General features: G+C 71.2%; 20 protein-coding genes and 1 tRNA gene. 8 read left to right on the top strand and 13 right to left on the bottom strand.

Going from position 1 to position 17,219, the window contains the following annotated elements; genetic code table 11:
* Positions 1–19 precede the first annotated feature (19 nt).
* Positions 20–682, top strand: coding sequence for a type 1 glutamine amidotransferase domain-containing protein (locus tag ACTMS0_RS09410; RefSeq protein WP_441154760.1), 663 nt, complete (start codon positions 20–22; stop codon positions 680–682).
* A 125-nt stretch (positions 683–807) separates the two neighbouring features.
* Here ACTMS0_RS09410 and ACTMS0_RS09405 read toward each other — a convergent pair whose 3' ends face one another.
* The 7 genes from ACTMS0_RS09405 to ACTMS0_RS09375 form a co-directional block, all read right to left on the bottom strand.
* Positions 808–1,221 carry an ASCH domain-containing protein gene (locus ACTMS0_RS09405; protein WP_441154759.1) on the bottom strand — a complete coding sequence of 138 codons (414 nt, stop codon included), beginning with the start codon at positions 1,219–1,221 and terminating at the stop codon, positions 808–810.
* A 30-nt stretch (positions 1,222–1,251) separates the two neighbouring features.
* Positions 1,252–1,857 carry a histidine phosphatase family protein gene (locus ACTMS0_RS09400; RefSeq protein WP_441154758.1) on the bottom strand — a complete coding sequence of 202 codons (606 nt, stop codon included), beginning with the start codon at positions 1,855–1,857 and terminating at the stop codon, positions 1,252–1,254.
* A gap of 63 nt (positions 1,858–1,920) precedes the next feature.
* Complete coding sequence (locus ACTMS0_RS09395) at positions 1,921–2,583, bottom strand: DUF998 domain-containing protein (protein ID WP_441154757.1); 663 nt, start codon at positions 2,581–2,583, stop codon at positions 1,921–1,923.
* A gap of 5 nt (positions 2,584–2,588) precedes the next feature.
* Positions 2,589–3,008, bottom strand: a complete 420-nt coding sequence (locus tag ACTMS0_RS09390) for a VOC family protein (RefSeq protein WP_441154756.1) — start codon at positions 3,006–3,008, stop codon at positions 2,589–2,591.
* A 35-nt stretch (positions 3,009–3,043) separates the two neighbouring features.
* Entirely contained in the window at positions 3,044–3,448 is a 405-nt protein-coding gene (locus ACTMS0_RS09385) for a helix-turn-helix domain-containing protein (protein ID WP_441154755.1), read from the bottom strand.
* 40 nt (positions 3,449–3,488) lie between these two features.
* On the bottom strand, positions 3,489–3,683 hold the full coding sequence (locus tag ACTMS0_RS09380) for a DUF397 domain-containing protein (protein WP_441154754.1): 195 nt from the start codon (positions 3,681–3,683) through the stop codon (positions 3,489–3,491).
* Complete coding sequence (locus tag ACTMS0_RS09375; protein ID WP_441155153.1) at positions 3,671–4,417, bottom strand: DUF5753 domain-containing protein; 747 nt, start codon at positions 4,415–4,417, stop codon at positions 3,671–3,673. The genes ACTMS0_RS09380 and ACTMS0_RS09375 overlap by 13 nt, the downstream gene beginning before the upstream one ends.
* A 407-nt stretch (positions 4,418–4,824) precedes the next feature.
* Here ACTMS0_RS09375 and ACTMS0_RS09370 point away from each other — a divergent pair, with 407 nt between their 5' ends.
* From ACTMS0_RS09370 to ACTMS0_RS09360, 3 genes are read left to right on the top strand one after another with little or no spacing between them, the layout of a single operon-like run.
* Positions 4,825–5,073, top strand: a complete 249-nt coding sequence (locus tag ACTMS0_RS09370) for a flavin reductase (protein ID WP_441154753.1) — start codon at positions 4,825–4,827, stop codon at positions 5,071–5,073.
* A 37-nt stretch (positions 5,074–5,110) separates the two neighbouring features.
* Complete coding sequence (locus tag ACTMS0_RS09365) at positions 5,111–5,563, top strand: DUF1801 domain-containing protein (protein ID WP_441154752.1); 453 nt, start codon at positions 5,111–5,113, stop codon at positions 5,561–5,563.
* The gene (locus ACTMS0_RS09360) at positions 5,563–6,420 is read left to right on the top strand and encodes an alpha/beta fold hydrolase (RefSeq protein WP_441154751.1); all 858 of its coding nucleotides are present in this window, start codon (positions 5,563–5,565) and stop codon (positions 6,418–6,420) included. Before ACTMS0_RS09365 ends, ACTMS0_RS09360 begins: the two co-directional genes overlap by 1 nt.
* 61 nt (positions 6,421–6,481) lie before the next feature.
* Here ACTMS0_RS09360 and ACTMS0_RS09355 read toward each other — a convergent pair whose 3' ends face one another.
* The gene (locus tag ACTMS0_RS09355) at positions 6,482–7,366 is read right to left on the bottom strand and encodes an alpha/beta fold hydrolase (RefSeq protein ID WP_441154750.1); all 885 of its coding nucleotides are present in this window, start codon (positions 7,364–7,366) and stop codon (positions 6,482–6,484) included.
* An 89-nt stretch (positions 7,367–7,455) separates the two neighbouring features.
* A complete protein-coding gene (locus ACTMS0_RS09350; protein ID WP_441154749.1) occupies positions 7,456–8,409 on the bottom strand; it encodes an ice-binding family protein in 954 nt (317 codons plus the stop codon).
* 428 nt (positions 8,410–8,837) lie between these two features.
* On the opposite strand from ACTMS0_RS09350, the gene ACTMS0_RS09345 reads away from it, so the two are divergent.
* Complete coding sequence (locus ACTMS0_RS09345) at positions 8,838–10,112, top strand: hypothetical protein (protein ID WP_441154748.1); 1,275 nt, start codon at positions 8,838–8,840, stop codon at positions 10,110–10,112.
* An 82-nt stretch (positions 10,113–10,194) separates the two neighbouring features.
* Here ACTMS0_RS09345 and ACTMS0_RS09340 read toward each other — a convergent pair whose 3' ends face one another.
* A complete protein-coding gene (locus ACTMS0_RS09340; protein WP_441154747.1) occupies positions 10,195–11,256 on the bottom strand; it encodes a saccharopine dehydrogenase family protein in 1,062 nt (353 codons plus the stop codon).
* Positions 11,257–11,353: 97 nt separating this feature from the next.
* On the opposite strand from ACTMS0_RS09340, the gene ACTMS0_RS09335 reads away from it, so the two are divergent.
* Both ACTMS0_RS09335 and ACTMS0_RS09330 read left to right on the top strand, forming a co-directional pair.
* Positions 11,354–12,310, top strand: a complete 957-nt coding sequence (locus tag ACTMS0_RS09335; RefSeq protein WP_441154746.1) for a helix-turn-helix domain-containing protein — start codon at positions 11,354–11,356, stop codon at positions 12,308–12,310.
* Positions 12,311–12,573: 263 nt separating this feature from the next.
* Positions 12,574–12,909 (top strand): hypothetical protein, encoded by a 336-nt coding sequence (locus ACTMS0_RS09330; protein WP_441154745.1) that lies wholly within the window; start codon positions 12,574–12,576, stop codon positions 12,907–12,909.
* A gap of 179 nt (positions 12,910–13,088) precedes the next feature.
* On the opposite strand, the gene ACTMS0_RS09325 is transcribed toward ACTMS0_RS09330, so the two are convergent.
* Positions 13,089–13,165: transfer RNA gene (locus ACTMS0_RS09325), tRNA-Thr, on the bottom strand.
* 321 nt (positions 13,166–13,486) lie between these two features.
* Here ACTMS0_RS09325 and ACTMS0_RS09320 point away from each other — a divergent pair.
* Positions 13,487–14,578 carry an ABC transporter ATP-binding protein gene (locus ACTMS0_RS09320; protein WP_441154744.1) on the top strand — a complete coding sequence of 364 codons (1,092 nt, stop codon included), beginning with the start codon at positions 13,487–13,489 and terminating at the stop codon, positions 14,576–14,578.
* Between the two features lie 61 nt (positions 14,579–14,639).
* Here ACTMS0_RS09320 and rlmB read toward each other — a convergent pair whose 3' ends face one another.
* Both rlmB and cysS read right to left on the bottom strand, forming a co-directional pair.
* Positions 14,640–15,761 carry a 23S rRNA (guanosine(2251)-2'-O)-methyltransferase RlmB gene (gene rlmB, locus ACTMS0_RS09315; protein WP_441154743.1) on the bottom strand — a complete coding sequence of 374 codons (1,122 nt, stop codon included), beginning with the start codon at positions 15,759–15,761 and terminating at the stop codon, positions 14,640–14,642.
* The gene (gene cysS / locus ACTMS0_RS09310) at positions 15,761–17,176 is read right to left on the bottom strand and encodes a cysteine--tRNA ligase (RefSeq protein ID WP_441154742.1); all 1,416 of its coding nucleotides are present in this window, start codon (positions 17,174–17,176) and stop codon (positions 15,761–15,763) included. The genes rlmB and cysS overlap by 1 nt, the downstream gene beginning before the upstream one ends.
* Positions 17,177–17,219 lie beyond the last annotated feature (43 nt).

The following is a 17,219-nucleotide window of genomic DNA, read 5'->3' as shown; positions in this document are numbered from 1 at the left end:
GCGCGCCAGCATGGTCGGCATGACTCGTGCACTCATCGCCCTGACCAGTCACCGCCAGCTCGGGAACACCGGCCGCGAGACCGGCTTCTACGTCGGTGAGGCCGCCGAACCGTGGGAGGTGTTCCGCGCCGCCGGATGGGACGTCGACCTCGTCTCCGTGGCCGGTGGCCACCCGCCGGTGGACGGCCACGACCCGGATGACGAGACCCAGAACGCCTTCCTCACGACGGCCGGCGTGACGGACACGCCGAAGGCCGCCGAGGTCGACCCGGCCGGGTACGACGTAATCGTCTTCGCGGGCGGCCACGGCACCATGTGGGACTTCCCCGACGACCCGGATCTCGCCCGCATCGCCGCCTCGATCTACGAGCGCGGCGGCGTCGTCGCCGCGGTCTGCCACGGCCCGAGCGCCCTGGTGAACCTGCGCCTCGCCGACGGCACGCACCTGGTGGCGGGCAAGCGGGTGGCGGGCTTCACCAACGAGGAGGAGGCCGCCGTCGGGCTGACCGACGAGGTGCCGTTCCTGCTCGCCGACAAGCTCACCGAGGCCGGCGCCACGCACGTCCCGGCACCGAACTTCACCGAGCAGGTCGTCGTCGACGGCCGCCTGGTGACCGGCCAGAACCCGCAGTCCGCCCGCGCGCTGGCCGAAGCGGTCGTAACGACCGTCCAGGCGTCCTGACCCTCGTCCCGTGGGGCCCTCCCGCGGGCGCACTTTCCCGGAAAGAGTGGCCTTCGCGGACGGAATGGCCACTCTTTCCGAGAAAGTGCCGCGTCCGACGAACCGCTGATCGAGCCCGTCGGGTTTCAGAGCCGTTCGAGCAACCGGAAACGTTCGGTCACCGCGAGGGTGTCGTCGTCGACGGTGAAGTCCGGGTCGCCGAGGAAGCCGCGGAACTCGATGCCGTGCCAGAACTCCTCGTGCCCGGCCCGCCAGTCGGCGACCGTCTCGAACCCCTCGCCCTCGTCCCGCGCGTGCGCCAGGTCGACGTCGCCGAGGCGCACCACCCGTACGTCGGTCACCTCGATCACGGCTACCGGGCGGTCGGCCGAGTCCACCACCACCGACCGGCCGCCGGCCACGGGCAGCGGTTCGCCGTCGTGCTCGTACGCGACGAGCAGCCCGGTCGTGGTGGTCTTCACGCCGGAGAGGATCGCGGCGACCAGGCGGTCCCGCAGCGGGCCGGGGAAGGCGAACTCGGCCTTGGGCAGTTCGGACATGGGCGCGAGGCTAGTGCCGCCAGCGCCCCGTCACACCCGGTATTCCGGCGGCAGGCCGGTGCCCCGCAGTTCGGGCGGCAGGTGCGTCACGTCGTTGAAGGCGACCAGCCGGGGCGGCAGCCCGTCGACGTAGCGGATGACGGTCAGGCCGCAGTGCTGGGGGTTCAGCCCGAGCCAGCGGGAGGCCGGGGCGTCCAGGGCGTCCCGGACCAGCCAGGCGATCAGGAACGCGTGGGTGACGACCAGTTCGCGGACGTCCCCCTCGGCGGGTGGTCGGGCGAACCGCCGCACGGCCGCCGCCGTCACGCGCGGCCCGTCGGCCCGCTCGGCCGGCGAGTAGCCGTTCAGGAACCGGGCGTACGAGGGCGGCAGCCCGACCGGGTCGGTGTCGTGCGGCAGGTGGTCCCCGGCGAGGTCGGTGGCGTGCATCGGGACCCCGGGCAGGGCCTCGGCGACCAGCCCGCCGGTCTGGGCGGCTCGGGGCAGCGGGCCGTGGTGGACGGCGTCGAGGGACGCCTCCCGCAGCCGCTCGCCGAGCAGCGACGCCTGCCGCCGGCCCCGCGCGGACAGCCCCGCCGCGTCGGTGGAGTGGTCCGGCTCCCCGTGCCGGGCCAGCAACAGCAGTCGGCTCGCCACGTCCCACCCCGTCACGCCGGAAGGCGCGACCCCGTGCCGCGCCTTCCGATCATGCCGACGGCGTCAATCCCGCAGCGTCCGGGTCAGGGTGAGTGACACCCAGGCCCATCCGGCGACCACCGCGAGCGCGAATCCGATCATGGCGAACGGCCGACCGCCCGAGCCGATCAGCGCCAGCCAGGCCGCCGCGAAGAACACACCGGTGGCCACGCTGTACGCCGCCCAGCCCCGCTCGCCCTGGCGCCCGTACCGGCGCCCGGCGACCAGGCAGGCCGCGATGAGCGCGGTGAACGCCACCGCCCCGGCCGCGAAGTGCGCGAACCCGTGCCAGCTGACCTCCCCCGGCCCGGCCGGAGTGCCGGCGGGGAAACCGTCGAGCGGATCGGCGACGAAGACGCCGGACAGCACCAGCCCGACGCCGTACTGGCCGATCAGCCAGGGGCCGCTGCGCGGGCCGAGCCCGGGATGCCGGGCCCGGCGCAGGGCCACCGCCGCACCGACGCAGAGCAGACCGGCGGCGATGAAGTTGGCGATCTGGAGCCAGCCCAGGTCACCGTTGCTCAGCACGCTGACCGGGTGCCGCCGGAAGTCGAAGCCCTCCCGGGTCAGCCCCTGCACCAGCGCGACGGTGACCCATACCGGCCCGGCCAGCACGCCGCCGGCCAACAGTGCGCGGTCCGAGCCGGCCCGGTCGACCGGCCGGGCGGCGCTGATCGCCTCGTCCATCGTCCTCAGCTCCGGGGGAACATCTGGCCGATGCGGATCTTGTTGCCGAACGGGTCGCGGATCCCGAAGTCGATCCCGTACGGGCGCTCCATCGGCTCGTCGGTGATGTCGACGCCCTTGGCGACGAGGTCCTCGTACGTCTTGTAGGCGTCGTCCGTGGTCATGAAGAGAAAGCCCCCCACGGCGCCCTTCGTGAGCAGCTCGCGGACCTGCTCGGCGGTGGCCGGGTCGAGGTTCGGCGGGCCGGGCCTCTCCAGCAGGATCTCGCGCTCCGGGTCGCCGGGCACGTTGACCGTCAGCCAGCGCATGAAGCCGAGGTCCTGGTCGGTGTTGACCTCCAGGCCGAGCTTGCCGACGTAGAAGTCGAGCGCCTCGTCCTGGTCGAGGACGTAGATCTGGGAGCGGGTGATCGCGTTCATCGTCATGCCGAGAACGCTAGTGGTCGCCCCTGACCTGCTGCTTATCCAAAACTGCTGGGACGGGTCCAGGCCTTGGTGAAGCAACTCGGCACCGGCGCGACCGGCGCCGTCCGCTGCTTGCGGAAGTCGGTGGGCGACTCGCCGACGATCTGCCGGAAGGTACGGCTGAACGTGCCGAGGCTGCTGAACCCCACCGCGTAACAGATGTCCGTCACGTCCTGGCCGGTGTGCACGAGCAGGTACATGGCCCGCTCCACCCGCCGCCGCTGGAGGTAGCGGTGCGGGGTCTCGCCGAAGGTCGACCGGAAGGTGCGGATGAAGTGCGCCTCGGAGACGTGCGCGATCTTGGCAAGGGCCGGGATGTCCAGAGGTTCGGCGTACGCCCGGTCCATCGCGTCCCGGGCCCGCAGCATCGCCCGGTTGGTCTCCTCGACGGCCCTGCTCACGGCACCACGATAGACGGCGGACCCGGCTATCCCTTTCCGGTCAGGCCCGCTCGGCGACCTGGGCGACGAAGGCCCGCCAGGCGGCCGGCGTGAACGTCAGGGTGCCGCCGTCGCGGTCCTTGGTGTCACGCACGAGGACGACGCCGGGCAGGTTGTCGGCGACCTCTACACAGTTGCCGCCGTTCGAGCTGCTACGACTGCTCTTGTGCCAACAGGCGCGGGTCAGGTCAACCATGTTCGTGCTCGCAGAAAGTCGATGGACTGGTCTCGAGGAAGCGAAACCGACCTCACGGTATCCCAGACCGCCCACAGCGAAGCAACGTCATTCGTGATGCGCCCCGCCGCCTGATCATCGAGATAGCCGGCGTCTTCGCCGTCACCGTTAGTCGCGATGACGAACGGCCCGGCCTGGCCCGGGTGCAGCCCGGCGCCGAGAGGCAAGACGTGCACCATGACGGTCGGGCGCTTCGCCATCGCCACGAGGTGGTCGAGCTGTGGATGCATGACGTCGGGATCGCCTCGCCGTAGAGCCGCTTCGTCGATCACGAACACGGTCAGCGGCGGTCGCGGCCGGTCGAAGACATCGGCCTGACGACGGAGTCGCGTTTCCACATAAACTGCCGCGTCCGCCCCTAACGGTCCGCTGGCGAGCACCGCTTGGGCGTATGCCTCAGTCTGTAGCAGGCCTGGAATCACGGCAGACTCGTAGCACCGCAGGCCGGTCGCTTCCCGCTCGATGTCTGTCCAGGGCCGGAACCAGGCGGGCTCGCGGCGCTTGAGCGCGTCCGGCCACAGCTCCAGTACGTCCTTCCCGAGGATCGCGGCCACCTGCGCCCGGTGCCGGGTCTGCGGGATCCGTCCGTGCGTCACCCACCGCTGCGCGGTCTTGGGATCCACCCCGACCTGGGCAGCGAGGCTCTCGGCCGTCTCACCGGCCTCCGTCATGGCGACCATGACCACCCGATTCATCCCCTGCCCGCCCTCCTCCGTCCCGAACGTCCCGAACACATACTGCAACGCTGTGTATTTGCTCGGCAACAGAGCGGAGGGTGCTGTGCAGACGGCGCGGCCGGTGGAGGTACCCGAAGCCCGGCGGTTGCGCCCTGTCGCGGGGCCGCCCGGCAGGAAGCGGGCGGCCCCTTCCAGACAGGCGAGGGAGGTCCGAGGGCCGGTGAGCCTTGCGCAGTACGAAGCGACCGCGTACTCGGAAAGATCTGCGGTGCGGTCGACGGCGAGGGACTGTGGCGCGCGACCTGCAACCTGGTTCCCGGTCATGACGGCCCGCACGAGTGCTGGAAGGGCGCCGGGACGGTCGTGTTCCGGTCCTGGGCCGGTGCTGCGTCCCTGCCTGCCGAGGCCGAGGAGGCCCGGGTCTGATGCCGCGCCGCCCCGAGCACGTAGCCTCCCGGCCGACCTGGCGGTGCGCCGCCTGCGACATCGCCTGGCCCTGCTCCCCGGCGAAGCTGCGGCTGCTCGGCGAGTACCGCAACGACCGGGCAGCCCTGCTGATCTACCTCGCCACCCTCCAGGTCGAGGCCGCCGAGCAACTCGCCACCCTCGACCACGACGTCCCGCCGGCTCGCCTCGCCGAGCGCTTCCTCGGGTGGGCCCGAGCCCGCGGCTGACCGGCCGTTGTCGTACCGGCGTGGGAGCATCGCGGTCGTGGCGACATCGAAGCAGCCGGTGACCGTCCCGACCGAGGTCGGCGTCGACGATTTCCTGGCCGCGGTCCCCGACGATCGCCGGCGGGCCGACGCGCTCCGCCTGTTCGCGATCATGCGGGAGATGACCGGCGAGCCGCCGGTGATGTGGGGGCCGACCATCGTCGGCTTCGGCAGCTACCACTACGTCTACGAGAGCGGGCGCACGGGCGACGCGCCACTGGTCGGCTTCTCGCCGCGCAAGCAGCAGCTCGTCGTCTACCTGCTGGGCGGCTACGAGGAGCGGTATCCGGCGCTGCTCGCCCGCCTCGGCCCGCACAGGACCGGTAAGGGCTGTCTCTACCTCAAACGGCTCGACGACGTCGACGAGGGCGCACTCCGTGAGCTCGTCGAGCGCACGGTGCGCGTCCACAAGGGCGTCGACCGGGCCTCCCAGAGCAAGAGGGGCGACTGATGGCTCACACTCTCGACGTGCCCGGCGCGGTCCTGCACTACGACGTGCGTCCGGCCGAGGCTGGCGAGGCGCCGATCCTGCTCATGATCGGGTCGCCTATGGACGCCAGCGGCTTCGCCAGCCTGGCGGAGCACTTCGGCGACCGCACGGTGGTGACGTACGACCCGCGCGGGGTCGGCCGGAGCCGCCGGACGGACGACGCCGCCGAGTCGACGCCCGAGCAGCACGGCGACGACCTGCACCGGCTGATCGACGCTCTCGGCGGTGGGCCGGTGGACATCTTCGCCAGCAGCGGCGGCGCGGTGAACGCGCTCGCGCTGGTGGCCCGGCATCCGGAGCAGGTGCGCACCCTCGTGGCGCACGAGCCGCCCGCCGCCCGGCTCCTGCCCGACCGCGAGGAGGCGCTGGCGGCGGTGGTGGACATCCGCCGGACGTACGACCGGGAGGGTTTCGGCCCGGCGATGGCGAAGTTCATCGCGGTCGCCGGCCATCGGGGCCCGATCCCGGCGGGCCTCGCCAACCGGCCCGGGCCGTCCCCGGCCGACCTCGGGCTGCCCACCGAGGACGACGGCACCCGTGGCGACCCGATGTTCGGGCAGAACCTGATGACCTGCACGCACTACGAGCCCGACGTCGACGCCCTGCGCGCGGCGCCGACCCGCATCGTCGTCGGTGTCGGCGCCGAATCGGAGGGCGAGATGGCCCACCGGGCGGGGCTGGCCGTGGCGGAGCGGCTCGGCACGAAGGCGGTCACCTTCCCCAGCCACCACGGCGGTTTCATGAGCGGGGAGTTCGGCATGCAGGGTGACCCGGACGCCTTCGCCGTCACCCTGCGCGAGGTCCTCACCGAGGCCTGACGGGCCGCCCGTCATCCCTGCCGCTTCGGGACCTGGCGCCGGCCGCCGGGGCGCTGGAGGGTCACCGGCCGGGCGGTGCGTGGACGCGGCCGAGGAAGTCCCGCATCAACGCGACCACCTCGTCGAGGTGGGTTTCCAGCAGCCAGTGGCCGCCGTCGAGCAGGTGCAGCTCCGCGTCCGGGAGGTCACGCAGGTACGCCCGGGCCGCGCCCTCGGGCATGTACCCGTCGTGCGGTCCCCACACGATGAGCGTGGGCGGCTGGTGCTCGCGGAGGTACGCCTGCTGCCGGCGAAACCAGGCGACCGTGTTGCGCTGGTCGGCGAGGAGGCGCACCAGGTTCTCCGGGCCGGGCGGGCGGCCGACCTGGGCCCACGAGAGGGTCCACAGGTCGGGGCTGATCCGGTCGGCGATCTCGTCGGGCACCTCGCCGAGGAACTCGTCCCGGAACCCGTCCTCCGACACGTTCTCCGCCACCGCGGCCAGCGCCTGCGGGTTCGGGTCGGCCCACATCCGCTTCAGCGGCGCGTACTTCGGGCCGTGCTGGTCCTCGTAGATGTCGCCGTTCTGGATCACGAGCGCCGCGACCCGCTCCGGCGCGCCCATGGCCAGTCGCAGGCCGAACTGGGATCCGTAGTCCTGGAGGTAGATGGCGTACCGGGTCAGCCCCAGCACGTCGACGAAGCGCCGCAGGAAACCGGCGTACGCGTCGAAGGTGTACCCGAACCGCCCGGCGTCGGCGCGGGTGTAGCCGAAGCCCGGGAGATCCGGGGCGAGCAGCCGCCAGCGGTCACCGAGCGCCGGCATGAGGTTGCGGAACTGGAACGACGACGACGGATAGCCGTGCGGCAGCAGAACGACCGGGCCGTCTTCCGGCCCGGTCTCCCGGTAGAACGTCCGGATGCCGTCGACGTCGACGGTGCGGTACGCCACGGGCATGGCCGGCATGACGCTGCGCGTACCCGGGGGGCAGGAAGCCGAAACGGCCCGCCGTGGCCGGAGCAGCGCCTGCTGCGACGCCGCTCCGGCCAGCGGGATTACCCGTTGTCAGCCCCCGCCTGCGGCGGGACCTCCACGTCCGGGACGCCCGGAACCGTCAGGTCCGCCCCGGGCGCGGTGGTCTCCGTCTCCGTCTCGTCCGGCGCCGGGGTCGTCGGGCTCGGCGTCGTGCGGGTCGGGCTCGGGGTCGGCGTCGTCGGGCTCGGCGTGGTCCGAGTCGGACTCGGCGTGGTCCGGGTCGGGCTCGGCGTCGTCGGGCTCGGGCTCGGCGTCGTCGGGCTCACGGTCGGCGACGGCGTCGGGCTGGTCGGGCTCGGCGCCCGGGTCGGTGCCCCCGGCGCCGCGCATTCGGACCGGGTGACCGCGTTGGTGTCCAGGGTGACCGCACCGTCACGGCTCAGGGCCCCACCCTGCTCGATCTTCGCCGCGGATTCGAGCGTGACCGCGTTGACCGCCATGATCCGGCCGACGAAGGACGTGTTGGTGCCCAGAGTGGCGGAGTCGCCGACCGTCCAGAAGACGTTGCAGGCCGGTCCGGGCGAGTTGATCACGCGTACGTCGCTGTTCTGCGCGGTGGTCAGGCCGGAGTCCACCTGGACGATGAAGACGGCGCCGGCGTTGCCCTGGGCGTCCAGGGTGAGCGTCCCGTCCAGGCTCGCGTCCGCCGAGGCCCGGTACACCCCCGGAGTGAGCGTCTGTCCGGCGAGCTGCGGGCCGACCGTCCGGTTCGACGTTCGTCCGGCCGCTTCCTCGTACGCGGTCGTCAGGTCGGTCTGTGCCCGTTCCGCCGCGGCGTTGCCGGCGTTCACCTGGCCGTTGACCACGCCCGGCGGGAATCCGGTCACCTCCGTGCCCGGGTGTACCCCCAGGTCCCCGTTGACGACGGTGTCTCCGCTGTTGGTGACAGAACTGTCAGCGAGGACGGCGTACGTGGCCGCTGTCGCCAGGTCGACGGGATCGTCCGGTTGGGACGCGGAAGAGACTGGGGTCAACCCGGCGAAGACCAGGCTTGACCCGAGGACGGCCGACCGGGCAAAGCGAAGGCCCTTGCCGGCGGAACGTGCGAGTTCGCTTGTCATGGCTGGCATCCGTTCGCTGTGACGGTGATGGCATCGAACCGTCCGCTTCGCGGCGGCCGGTCCGCGCTACCGCCTCCCCGCCGACCTCGCCGGCAAACCTGCAACCACAACCTCGGCGGCCGTCGCGCCGGAGAACCTCCACGTGACTGTCCCGAAGCCGGCGCTGCAACCGGACGCCGTACGTGGTCAGGGTGAAAAGCGACCAGCGCGACGCAGGCCGCCGCGCCGGCCACGAAGGCAGTACCAGATCCTCGGTGAACCTGCGTCCGCATGTAACGCCATGCAGACACCGGGGCGCTGACTGTTCGGCGAAAGTCATGTCAGATCACGAACGGGGAACGATGAGCCGGACAGCCAGAGGCAAGCGCGTACGCATGTGGACGGTGGGCGGTGTCGCCCTCCTCCTCCTGGCCGCCAGTGGCGGCGTCGCCGCGGCGCGAGACGATCGAACGAGTGACGGCCCCACCCGGGACAAGCAGGGCATCGGTGTGGCCGCCAAGCCAGGGCCGGCCGCCAGCTCCAAGTCCCCGGGGCCGGGACGGAAGCCACGTCCAACCCCCACCCCTTCGACCACCTCGACGTCCAGCCCGACGCCGACGCCGTCGGCCACGACGCCGCCACCCGGCACGGGCACCGACATCAAAATTCCGCTGCCGGGGTTCGCCTTCCCCTTCCGGTTCGGTGAGATCCTGGTGGACGAGGCGCGCGGGCGCCTCTACATCACCGGGGGCAAGGGCACCGACGAGCTCGTCGTCACCGACCTGGACGGCGGCATCCTGCGTCGGGTCGCGGGCATTCCCGGCGCCGCGGGGATGACGCTGAACCCGGACGGTACGAAGCTCCTCGTCACTGCCAGCGACCGGGACTGGATCACGGTTGTCGACACGACGACCTACGAGACCGGCGGGTACTTCGCCGGCAAGACCGACGGGACGATGACCTGCCCGCGGGACGTCGCCTTCGCGTCCGGTCAGCTGTGGTTCTCGTGGGGCTGCGACAACGCTCCGGCGGCCATCGGCCGGATCGATCCGGAGACCGGCGCGTACGACCTGAGCGTCGCCGTCGTCGACTCGAGCATCAGCTCGGCGACGCTACTGGCCAACGTGCCCGGGCAGCCGAACATCCTGATCGCCGGTGCGACCGGCACCAGCCCGGCCAACCTGTACCGGTTCGAGGCCACCTCGACGCAGCTTCTCCAGCAGGCGTGGCGCCGGACCGACGGCGGCTCCGTCAAGCAGTTGGCGGTCACACCGGACGGCAGCCAGGTGATCGTGCCCTCCGGCGCGCCGTACTACCACCCGACGCTGAGCGCGACCGATCTCACCGAGGTGCACCGGTACCCGACCGTCCCGTATCCCAACGCGGTGGCCATCCGTGCCGACGGCCTCGTCGTCGCCGGCACCAACTCGTCGTACGACAAGGACGTGTGGGTCTTCGAACCGGGCGGCTCCACGCCGATCGCGACCTTCGAGTTCGGACACCTGCCCAACCAGGAGACGTGGGCACACAATCTCGTCGACGGCGGGCTGGCGGTGCACGGCAACCGGATCTACGCGGTCACCGAGCAGGGGGCCGAGCCCGAGATGGTGACACTGCGGATCCGGACCCTGGAGTAGCGCCGGACACCGCTGCTAGCGGGTTCTGGCTCCAACGATCGGTGGGGCCCAGCGACGACTGGTCGAGCGCGGGGCCCCACCGTCAGGAGAACTGTGGCGCGCGGGACTTGTGGCACGGTTCGAGCGAGATGTGCGCGGACAGCGCGCGGAGGAAGTCGGGCGCGTCGAAGATCTCGCCGGCGGAGGCGACACCGCTCGTCCTCGTCCGACCGCCGAGAATGCGATGGACCGCTTCGACCGCCAGCGGTGCGCTGATGGCGTAGATGTCCTGGCCGCTGGCGACGACGCGTCGTTGCGTGTCGCCGGAGCGCACGATGACGTCGACGGTGAACGTCTGCGCGGACCGCCCGCGCGCGTCGGCCGCAGTCGGTGCGGGTGTGTCCGGAGCGGTCAGGTCCTTGGCCGCGTCGGTGGTCATGTACGTGCGAACCTCGGGAATGGACAGGTGGCTGGGGACGGTGACGACGTCGGCCATCGTGAAGTCGCCGAGGACGGTCCGGGGGCCCATCGGAGCGGGAAAGTCCCATTCCAGGGTCGGCAGGTCGCACTCGTCGACGTAATACTCCAGCCGGCCACCGGTGTAGCGGACACGTTGGCCATCGCGCCGTTCGCGGGAGACGGTGCCGGAGGCGAGAGTCCCGGCCGTGGGGTGCCAACTGCTCAGTCCGTACGCGACGTGCGCCTCGTCGGCCGCCATCCAATCGCCCATCGCCGTCGTGACCAGCAGATCGCCGAGTCCGCCGAAGAAGGCCATCGCCGGGACCACCGCGACGCCTGCGGTCTGAGCGCGGTCGGTGAAGTGCGTGAACGTGTCGAGGTTGGCCTCGATCTCGGCCGCCACATCCACGTACGGGACCCCGGTGCGCAGGGCGGCCTCGATCACGGGGGCCGCGGTCGAGGCGAACGGGCCGGCGCAGTTGATGACCGCGGCCGCGCCCTTCAATGCCTGGTCGAGCGAGGCCGGATCGTCGACCGACGCCACCCGGTATTCGAGCCCCGGATGCGACGCCGCCAGCGCCTGGAGTTTGCCCGCCTCGCGACCGAGGAGAAGCGGGACGAACCCGCGATCGCGCAACTCCATCACCACGAAACGCCCGGTGTGTCCGTACGCACCGAACACCGCCACGGTCTGACCCGAACCCATCTGCAGTTCCTCCTCGAAAGATCGACTGAGGAGACCCTCTCAGCAGCGCCGGTCCCGGACCAGTGTCTGGAACGCCATGCCCCATACAATTTCGGACATGGCCACTGTCGCGCTCGCCGCCACCGACGAGATGCTCCACTTCGAGCTCGCCATGGCCTGCGAGGTCTTCGTCCGCGACCCCTCCGGCCTGGCAGACCCGTGGTACGACCTCGTGGTCTGCGGCCCGGGCCCGGTCCGGATCGGCAGATTCCGTATGGAGCCTGACGACGGGTTGGACCGGCTCGCCCGCGCCGACACCGTGATCATCCCTGCCGTGGGAGACATCGACGCGGACGTGCCACCCGACCTGCTCGACGCCGTCCGCGCGGCCCACGAGGCGGGCGCTCGGATCGTCTCGCTGTGCACCGGTGCGTTTGTGCTGGCCGCCGCCGGGGTGCTGGACGGGCTGCGGGCGACCACGCACTGGGCCCACACCGAGGCGCTGGCCGCTCGCTATCCCCGGGTGAAGGTCGACCCGGACGTGCTCTACGTCGACAACGGCAACGTGCTCGCCTCTGCCGGCAAAGCCGCCGCCATCGACCTGTGCCTGCACCTGATCCGCCGCGACCACGGCTCGACGGTCGCCAACGCCGTCGCCCGCCGCCTGGTCGTGCCGCCGCATCGGGCCGGCGGCCAGGCCCAGTTCGTCACCACCCCGGTGCCCGCCCGCGACGACCATCCCCTCGCCAACCTGTTCCCGTGGGCGATGGAACGGCTGAACCGTCCGCTGACCGTGGAGGACCTGGCTCGCCAGGCGAACATGAGCTCGCGCAACCTGGCCCGCCACTTCAAGTCGGTAACCGGCACCACGCCGCTGCAGTGGCTGTCGACGCAGCGGATCCGCCGGGCCCAGGAGCTGCTGGAGAACACCGACGACAGCATCGACGCCATCGCGCAGGCGGCTGGCATGGGAACCGCCACGACGCTGCGCCGGCACTTCAACCGCACCGTCGGTGTACCTCCGGACGCCTACCGTCGCACCTTCCGCAGCGCCTGGCCCTCATCAGAATCGTGATCGCCATCCTGTCGGCGGCCTGACAGCTTCGCGGCCTGGCGTAGTTCATCCGTTCGGGTGTTCTCCTTGCGGGGCAGGCCACCTGAGTCGCCGCAGACAAGGCGTCAACCGGGCTTACCGCCCGGAAATGTGAAACAACTTACGTATAGCAGCCGAAGGCACGTTTGCCTCAAAAACCTGGAAAGCGCTCCGACCGGACATGAACCTTTCTTATGTTCGTCGTGGCTCGTCTTCCTGAGCCGACCAGAAGGGAGTGAGGGGACATGTCGAAGAGGTTTCTGACCAAGCTCGCCGGCGGGGTGGCGCTGGGCACCGCCGCCCTGCTGCTCGGTACGCCCGTCGCCGCGCTCGCGTCCGACGGACACGACTCGAAGCACCGGTCCTCGGACCGTGACGGGTTTGTCTGCGGGACCGCCGAGCAGATCAACAAGGTGCTCGTCGCCCAAATCGTCAGCGACAACGAGATCGAGGACAGCGACGTCAGGGTCGATCAGCGCTCGGACGTTACGGCGACGAACGACAACCGGACCCAGCCCAACAACGTCATCGTCTGCATCCGCGACGTCGACTTGGAGTTGGAGCTGGAGCTGGAGGACTAGTCCGCGCTCGGTGGCATCGCACCGCTGCGTCGTCGGCGATCCGTCAATGGCACCCGTCGCCTGAGGCGGCCAGGAGCGCCAGCGGCGGTCACGGTTCCCGTGACCGCCGCTGGCCTCGTCCTGGTGGCGCTCGTCATGCTCACCTGTGCAGGATTGATCCGCTAGCGGTGAACGCGAGTTGGAGCCCCCGGCCGGGATCGAACCGGCGACATCTCGCTTACAAGGCGAGTGCTCTGGCCAGCTGAGCTACAGGGGCGCGTGGTGCCGTGGTCAGCATAGCGACTGACGTCCGGATTTCCCGTGCGCCAGGCGTCCCGAGCACGGGAAACGTCAACATGCCGACCCGACGCGGCCGGTGCCGGTGGCGATTGCTGCCCTACCGTGCCCGACTGACCGGTATGCGTATGCCGTCCGTCCCATCCGCCGCCTCCGTTCTTGGCAGGTGGCGAAAACCCGTTTACCGTGCAGTGACACGGACGACACTTTGTTGCCTGTGGGCCGGTGCGCGACGCGTACCGGCCGCTCCTTCACTCGGATCGTCCGGCACGTTCCTGCCGGTGAAAGGAAGCATCCCCCCATGGCTACGGTCACCTACAGCAAGGCGTCCCGGATCTACCCGGGCACCGAGCGGCCCGCCGTCAACCAGCTCGACCTGGAGATCGGCGACGGCGAGTTCCTGGTCCTGGTCGGCCCCTCCGGTTGCGGCAAGTCCACCAGCCTGCGCATGCTCGCCGGCCTCGAGGACGTCGACCAGGGCTCGATCTACATCGACGACCGGGACGTCACGCACCTGCCGCCGAAGGCCCGCGACATCGCGATGGTCTTCCAGAACTACGCCCTCTACCCGCACATGTCGGTGTACGAGAACATGGCGTTCGCGCTCAAGCTGCGCAAGACCTCGAAGTCGGAGATCGACCGGCGGGTCAAGGAGGCGGCGGCGCTGCTCCAGCTGGAGGAGTTCCTGGGCCGCAAGCCGAAGGCGCTCTCCGGCGGTCAGCGCCAGCGGGTGGCCATGGGCCGGGCGATCGTCCGCGAGCCGCAGGTCTTCCTCATGGACGAGCCCCTGTCGAACCTCGACGCCAAGCTGCGGGTCCAGACCCGTACGCAGATCGCGTCGCTCCAGGCCAAGCTCGGCGTCACCACCGTCTACGTCACCCACGACCAGGTCGAGGCCATGACCATGGGTCACCGGGTGGCCGTCCTGCTCGACGGTGAGCTGCAGCAGGTCGACACCCCGCGGGCGCTCTACGACACCCCGTCGAACGTCTTCGTCGCCGGCTTCATGGGCTCCCCGGCCATGAACATCAAGACCGTGCCGCTGAACGACAAGGGCGCCGAGTTCGCCGAGATGTACATCCCGCTCACCCGTGAGCAGGTCGAGGCGGCCCGCGCCGAGGGCGGCGACGGCAAGGTGACCGTCGGCTTCCGTCCGGAGGACTGCGACCTGGTCAGCCCGACCGAGGGCGGCATGCCGGTCGTCGTCGAGCTGGTCGAGGACCTGGGCTCGGACGCCAACGTCTACGGCCACGCGGCGCTGGGCGGCGCCAACGAGCGCTTCGTGGTCCGCACCGACCGGCGCACCATGCCGAACATGGGTGACACCGTGTTCGTCAAGCCGCGTACCGGCCGCAGCCACGTCTTCCACGCGAAGACCGGCAACCGGATCTGACGTACGAACGAAAGGGGCGGCCCGCTTCGGCGGACCGCCCCTTTCCGTGTCTGCGGAACCGTCAGCCCTCGACGGCCCGGCGGCGCGCCACCTCGGCGAGGGTCACGGCGGCCGCGACGCTGGCGTTGAGGGACTCGACGTCGGAGATCATGGGGATGCTGACGGTCAGGTCGCAGGTCTCGCCGACCAGCCGGGACAGCCCGCGCCCCTCGGAGCCGACCACCACGACGAGCGGGCCGACGGCGGCCTCCAGGTCGTACAGGTCGGTCTCGCCGTCGGCGTCCAGGCCGACCACGACGAAGCCGGCGTCCTTGCAGGCCTTCAGCGACCGGGTCAGGTTCGTGACCTGGGCGACCGGGACGCGCGCGGCCGCGCCGGCGCTGGTCCGCCAGGCGGTCGCGGTGATCCCGGCGGCCCGCCGTTCGGGTACGAACACACCCTGCGCGCCGAACGCGGCGGCGGACCGGATCACGGCGCCCAGGTTGCGCGGGTCGGTGACCCCGTCCAGCGCGACCAGCAGCGGCGCCGCCTGCTCCAGCGAGGCCGCCATCAGGTCCTCGAAGGGCTCGTACGCGAAGGGCGGCACCTGGAGGCCGATGCCCTGGTGCAGCACGCCGCCGGTCATCCGGTCCAACTCGGCGCGGCTGACCTCGAGGATCGCGATGCCCCGGTCGGCGGCGGTGCGGACGACCTCGTTGACCCGGTCGTCGATATCGATGCCCTGCGCCAGGTAGAGGGCGGTCGCCGGCACGTTCGCGCGCAGCGACTCCAGCACCGGGTTGCGGCCGACCAGCAGCTCCGGCGCGTCCTTTGCCGGGTTCGCCTTGCGGCCCGGTGCGACCCGGGGGCCGGTCCGGCCGGCCGGCTTGCCCCGGCCACCGCCCTTGCCGACGGGTACGCCCCGGCCACCACCCCTGCCCCAGGTGGTGTCCTTCGTGCCGGGCTTGCCGATCTTCGGGGCACGCCCCTCCTCGGCGGCGGCCCGGCGCTCCTTCTCCTGCTTCCAGGCGGTGCGCTGGGGCAGCTTCTCGGTGCCCGAGTACGCCTTGTGCCAGGGTCGCTCGTCGGCGGGCAGGGTCTTGCCCCGCCCGGCGAGGGCGTCCTTGCCCTTGCCACCGGAGCCCTTCGGGGCCCCCGCCTTCGGCGTCAGTCGCCGGCCACGGCGCTGCGAATTGCCGGCCATCAGTCCTGCTCTCCAATAGTCCAACGGGGGCCCTGTGGGGTGTCCTCGACCACCACGCCGGCCTGCTTGAGCTGGTCGCGTACCGCGTCGGCGGCGGCCCAGTCCTTCCGGCTGCGCGCCTGCGCGCGCTGCTCGAGGGCCAGGGCCACCAGGGAGTCCACCACGCCGCGCAGGTCTTCCGCGCCGGCGCCGCCGGTCCACACCGGGTCCAGGGGGTCGACTCCGAGGATATCCAGCATGGCGCGCACCTGACCGAGCGCGGTGCGCACGGTCACATCGTCGCCGGCGGTCAGCGCGGTGTTGCCGTCCCGGACCACCTCGTGCACCACGGCGAGCGCGGCCGAGGTGTTGAGGTCGTCGTCCATGGGGGCGGCGAAGGCGGCCGGCAGCTCGCCGAGCGGCCCCGCGCCGACCCGCTCGGCTGCCCGCTGCACGAAGCCCTCGATCCGCCGGTACGCGACGGCCGCCTCACGCAGCGCGTCCTCCGAGTAGTCGATGACCGACCGGTAGTGGGCGGCGGCGTAGTAGTAGCGCAGCTCCACCGGCCGGACGCCGAGCGAGTCCACGTACGTCAGGTCGAGGGTGTTGCCGAGCGACTTGCCCATCTTGGCGCCGCCGATGTTGAGCAGGCCGTGGTGCACCCAGTACCGCGCGAACGGCAGCCCGGCCGCCTGCGACTGGGCGAGCTCGTTCTCGTGGTGCGGGAACGTCAGGTCCAGCCCGCCGCCGTGGATGTCGAACTCGGCACCCAGGTAGCGCCAGCACATCGCCGAGCACTCGATGTGCCAGCCGGGCCGGCCCCGGCCCCACGGCGACGGCCAGTACGCGTCCGCCGGCTCCTCCGGCTTGGCGCCCTTCCACAGGGCGAAGTCGCGCGGGTCGCGCTTGCCCCGGTCGGGGGCGTCCCCGGCGGACTGCATGTCGTCCGGCGACTGGTTCGACAGCGACCCGTACGCCGGCCAGGAGCGCACGTCGAAGTAGACGTCGCCGGACCCGTCGGTGGCCGGGTAGGCGTGCCCGGTGTCGATGAGCTTCACGATCAGCTCGTGCATCTCCGGGATGTGCCCGGTGGCCCGCGGCTCGTAGGTCGGGGGCAGCACGTTCAACGCCCGGTACGCGGCGGCGAGCTTCAGCTCGTTGGCGTACGCGATCGACCAGAACGGCTTGCCCTGCTCCTGCGCCTTGACGAGGATCTTGTCGTCGATGTCGGTGAGATTCCGGACGAACCGGACCTCGAGGCCGTGCGCGAGCAGCCACCGGCGCAGCACGTCGTAGTTGACGCCGGAGCGAAGGTGCCCGATGTGCGGCGGCGACTGGAGGGTGAGACCACACAGGTAGACCCCCACCTTGCCGGCTTCCCGCGGGACGAAGTCCCGCACCGATCGGGTGGCGGTGTCATACAGGCGTAGCGTCACCGTACAAGGGTATCCGTCCCCGCTTTTCCGGGTCGGCCGGAGC

Origin of the sequence: Micromonospora sp. H33, from assembly GCF_052068455.1 — a bacterium.
In the GTDB taxonomy this organism is placed as follows: domain Bacteria; phylum Actinomycetota; class Actinomycetes; order Mycobacteriales; family Micromonosporaceae; genus Micromonospora.
This window is presented reverse-complemented; position numbering and strand designations above follow the sequence as displayed.

What these genes read in the sequence shown, in the direction of transcription:
- ACTMS0_RS09335 (WP_441154746.1), top strand. Translation starts at nt 11,354, where the DNA reads ATGGCCACTGTCGCGCTCGCCGCCACCGACGAGATGCTCCACTTCGAG.
- ACTMS0_RS09395 (WP_441154757.1), bottom strand. Translation starts at nt 2,583, where the DNA reads ATGGACGAGGCGATCAGCGCCGCCCGGCCGGTCGACCGGGCCGGCTCG.
- ACTMS0_RS09405 (WP_441154759.1), bottom strand. Translation starts at nt 1,221, where the DNA reads ATGTCCGAACTGCCCAAGGCCGAGTTCGCCTTCCCCGGCCCGCTGCGG.
- rlmB (WP_441154743.1), bottom strand. Translation starts at nt 15,761, where the DNA reads ATGGCCGGCAATTCGCAGCGCCGTGGCCGGCGACTGACGCCGAAGGCG.
- ACTMS0_RS09355 (WP_441154750.1), bottom strand. Translation starts at nt 7,366, where the DNA reads ATGCCGGCCATGCCCGTGGCGTACCGCACCGTCGACGTCGACGGCATC.
- ACTMS0_RS09360 (WP_441154751.1), top strand. Translation starts at nt 5,563, where the DNA reads ATGGCTCACACTCTCGACGTGCCCGGCGCGGTCCTGCACTACGACGTG.
- ACTMS0_RS09330 (WP_441154745.1), top strand. Translation starts at nt 12,574, where the DNA reads ATGTCGAAGAGGTTTCTGACCAAGCTCGCCGGCGGGGTGGCGCTGGGC.
- ACTMS0_RS09375 (WP_441155153.1), bottom strand. Translation starts at nt 4,417, where the DNA reads ATGAATCGGGTGGTCATGGTCGCCATGACGGAGGCCGGTGAGACGGCC.
- ACTMS0_RS09340 (WP_441154747.1), bottom strand. Translation starts at nt 11,256, where the DNA reads ATGGGTTCGGGTCAGACCGTGGCGGTGTTCGGTGCGTACGGACACACC.
- ACTMS0_RS09380 (WP_441154754.1), bottom strand. Translation starts at nt 3,683, where the DNA reads ATGGTTGACCTGACCCGCGCCTGTTGGCACAAGAGCAGTCGTAGCAGC.
- ACTMS0_RS09390 (WP_441154756.1), bottom strand. Translation starts at nt 3,008, where the DNA reads ATGACGATGAACGCGATCACCCGCTCCCAGATCTACGTCCTCGACCAG.
- ACTMS0_RS09410 (WP_441154760.1), top strand. Translation starts at nt 20, where the DNA reads ATGACTCGTGCACTCATCGCCCTGACCAGTCACCGCCAGCTCGGGAAC.
- ACTMS0_RS09320 (WP_441154744.1), top strand. Translation starts at nt 13,487, where the DNA reads ATGGCTACGGTCACCTACAGCAAGGCGTCCCGGATCTACCCGGGCACC.
- ACTMS0_RS09370 (WP_441154753.1), top strand. Translation starts at nt 4,825, where the DNA reads ATGCCGCGCCGCCCCGAGCACGTAGCCTCCCGGCCGACCTGGCGGTGC.
- ACTMS0_RS09345 (WP_441154748.1), top strand. Translation starts at nt 8,838, where the DNA reads ATGAGCCGGACAGCCAGAGGCAAGCGCGTACGCATGTGGACGGTGGGC.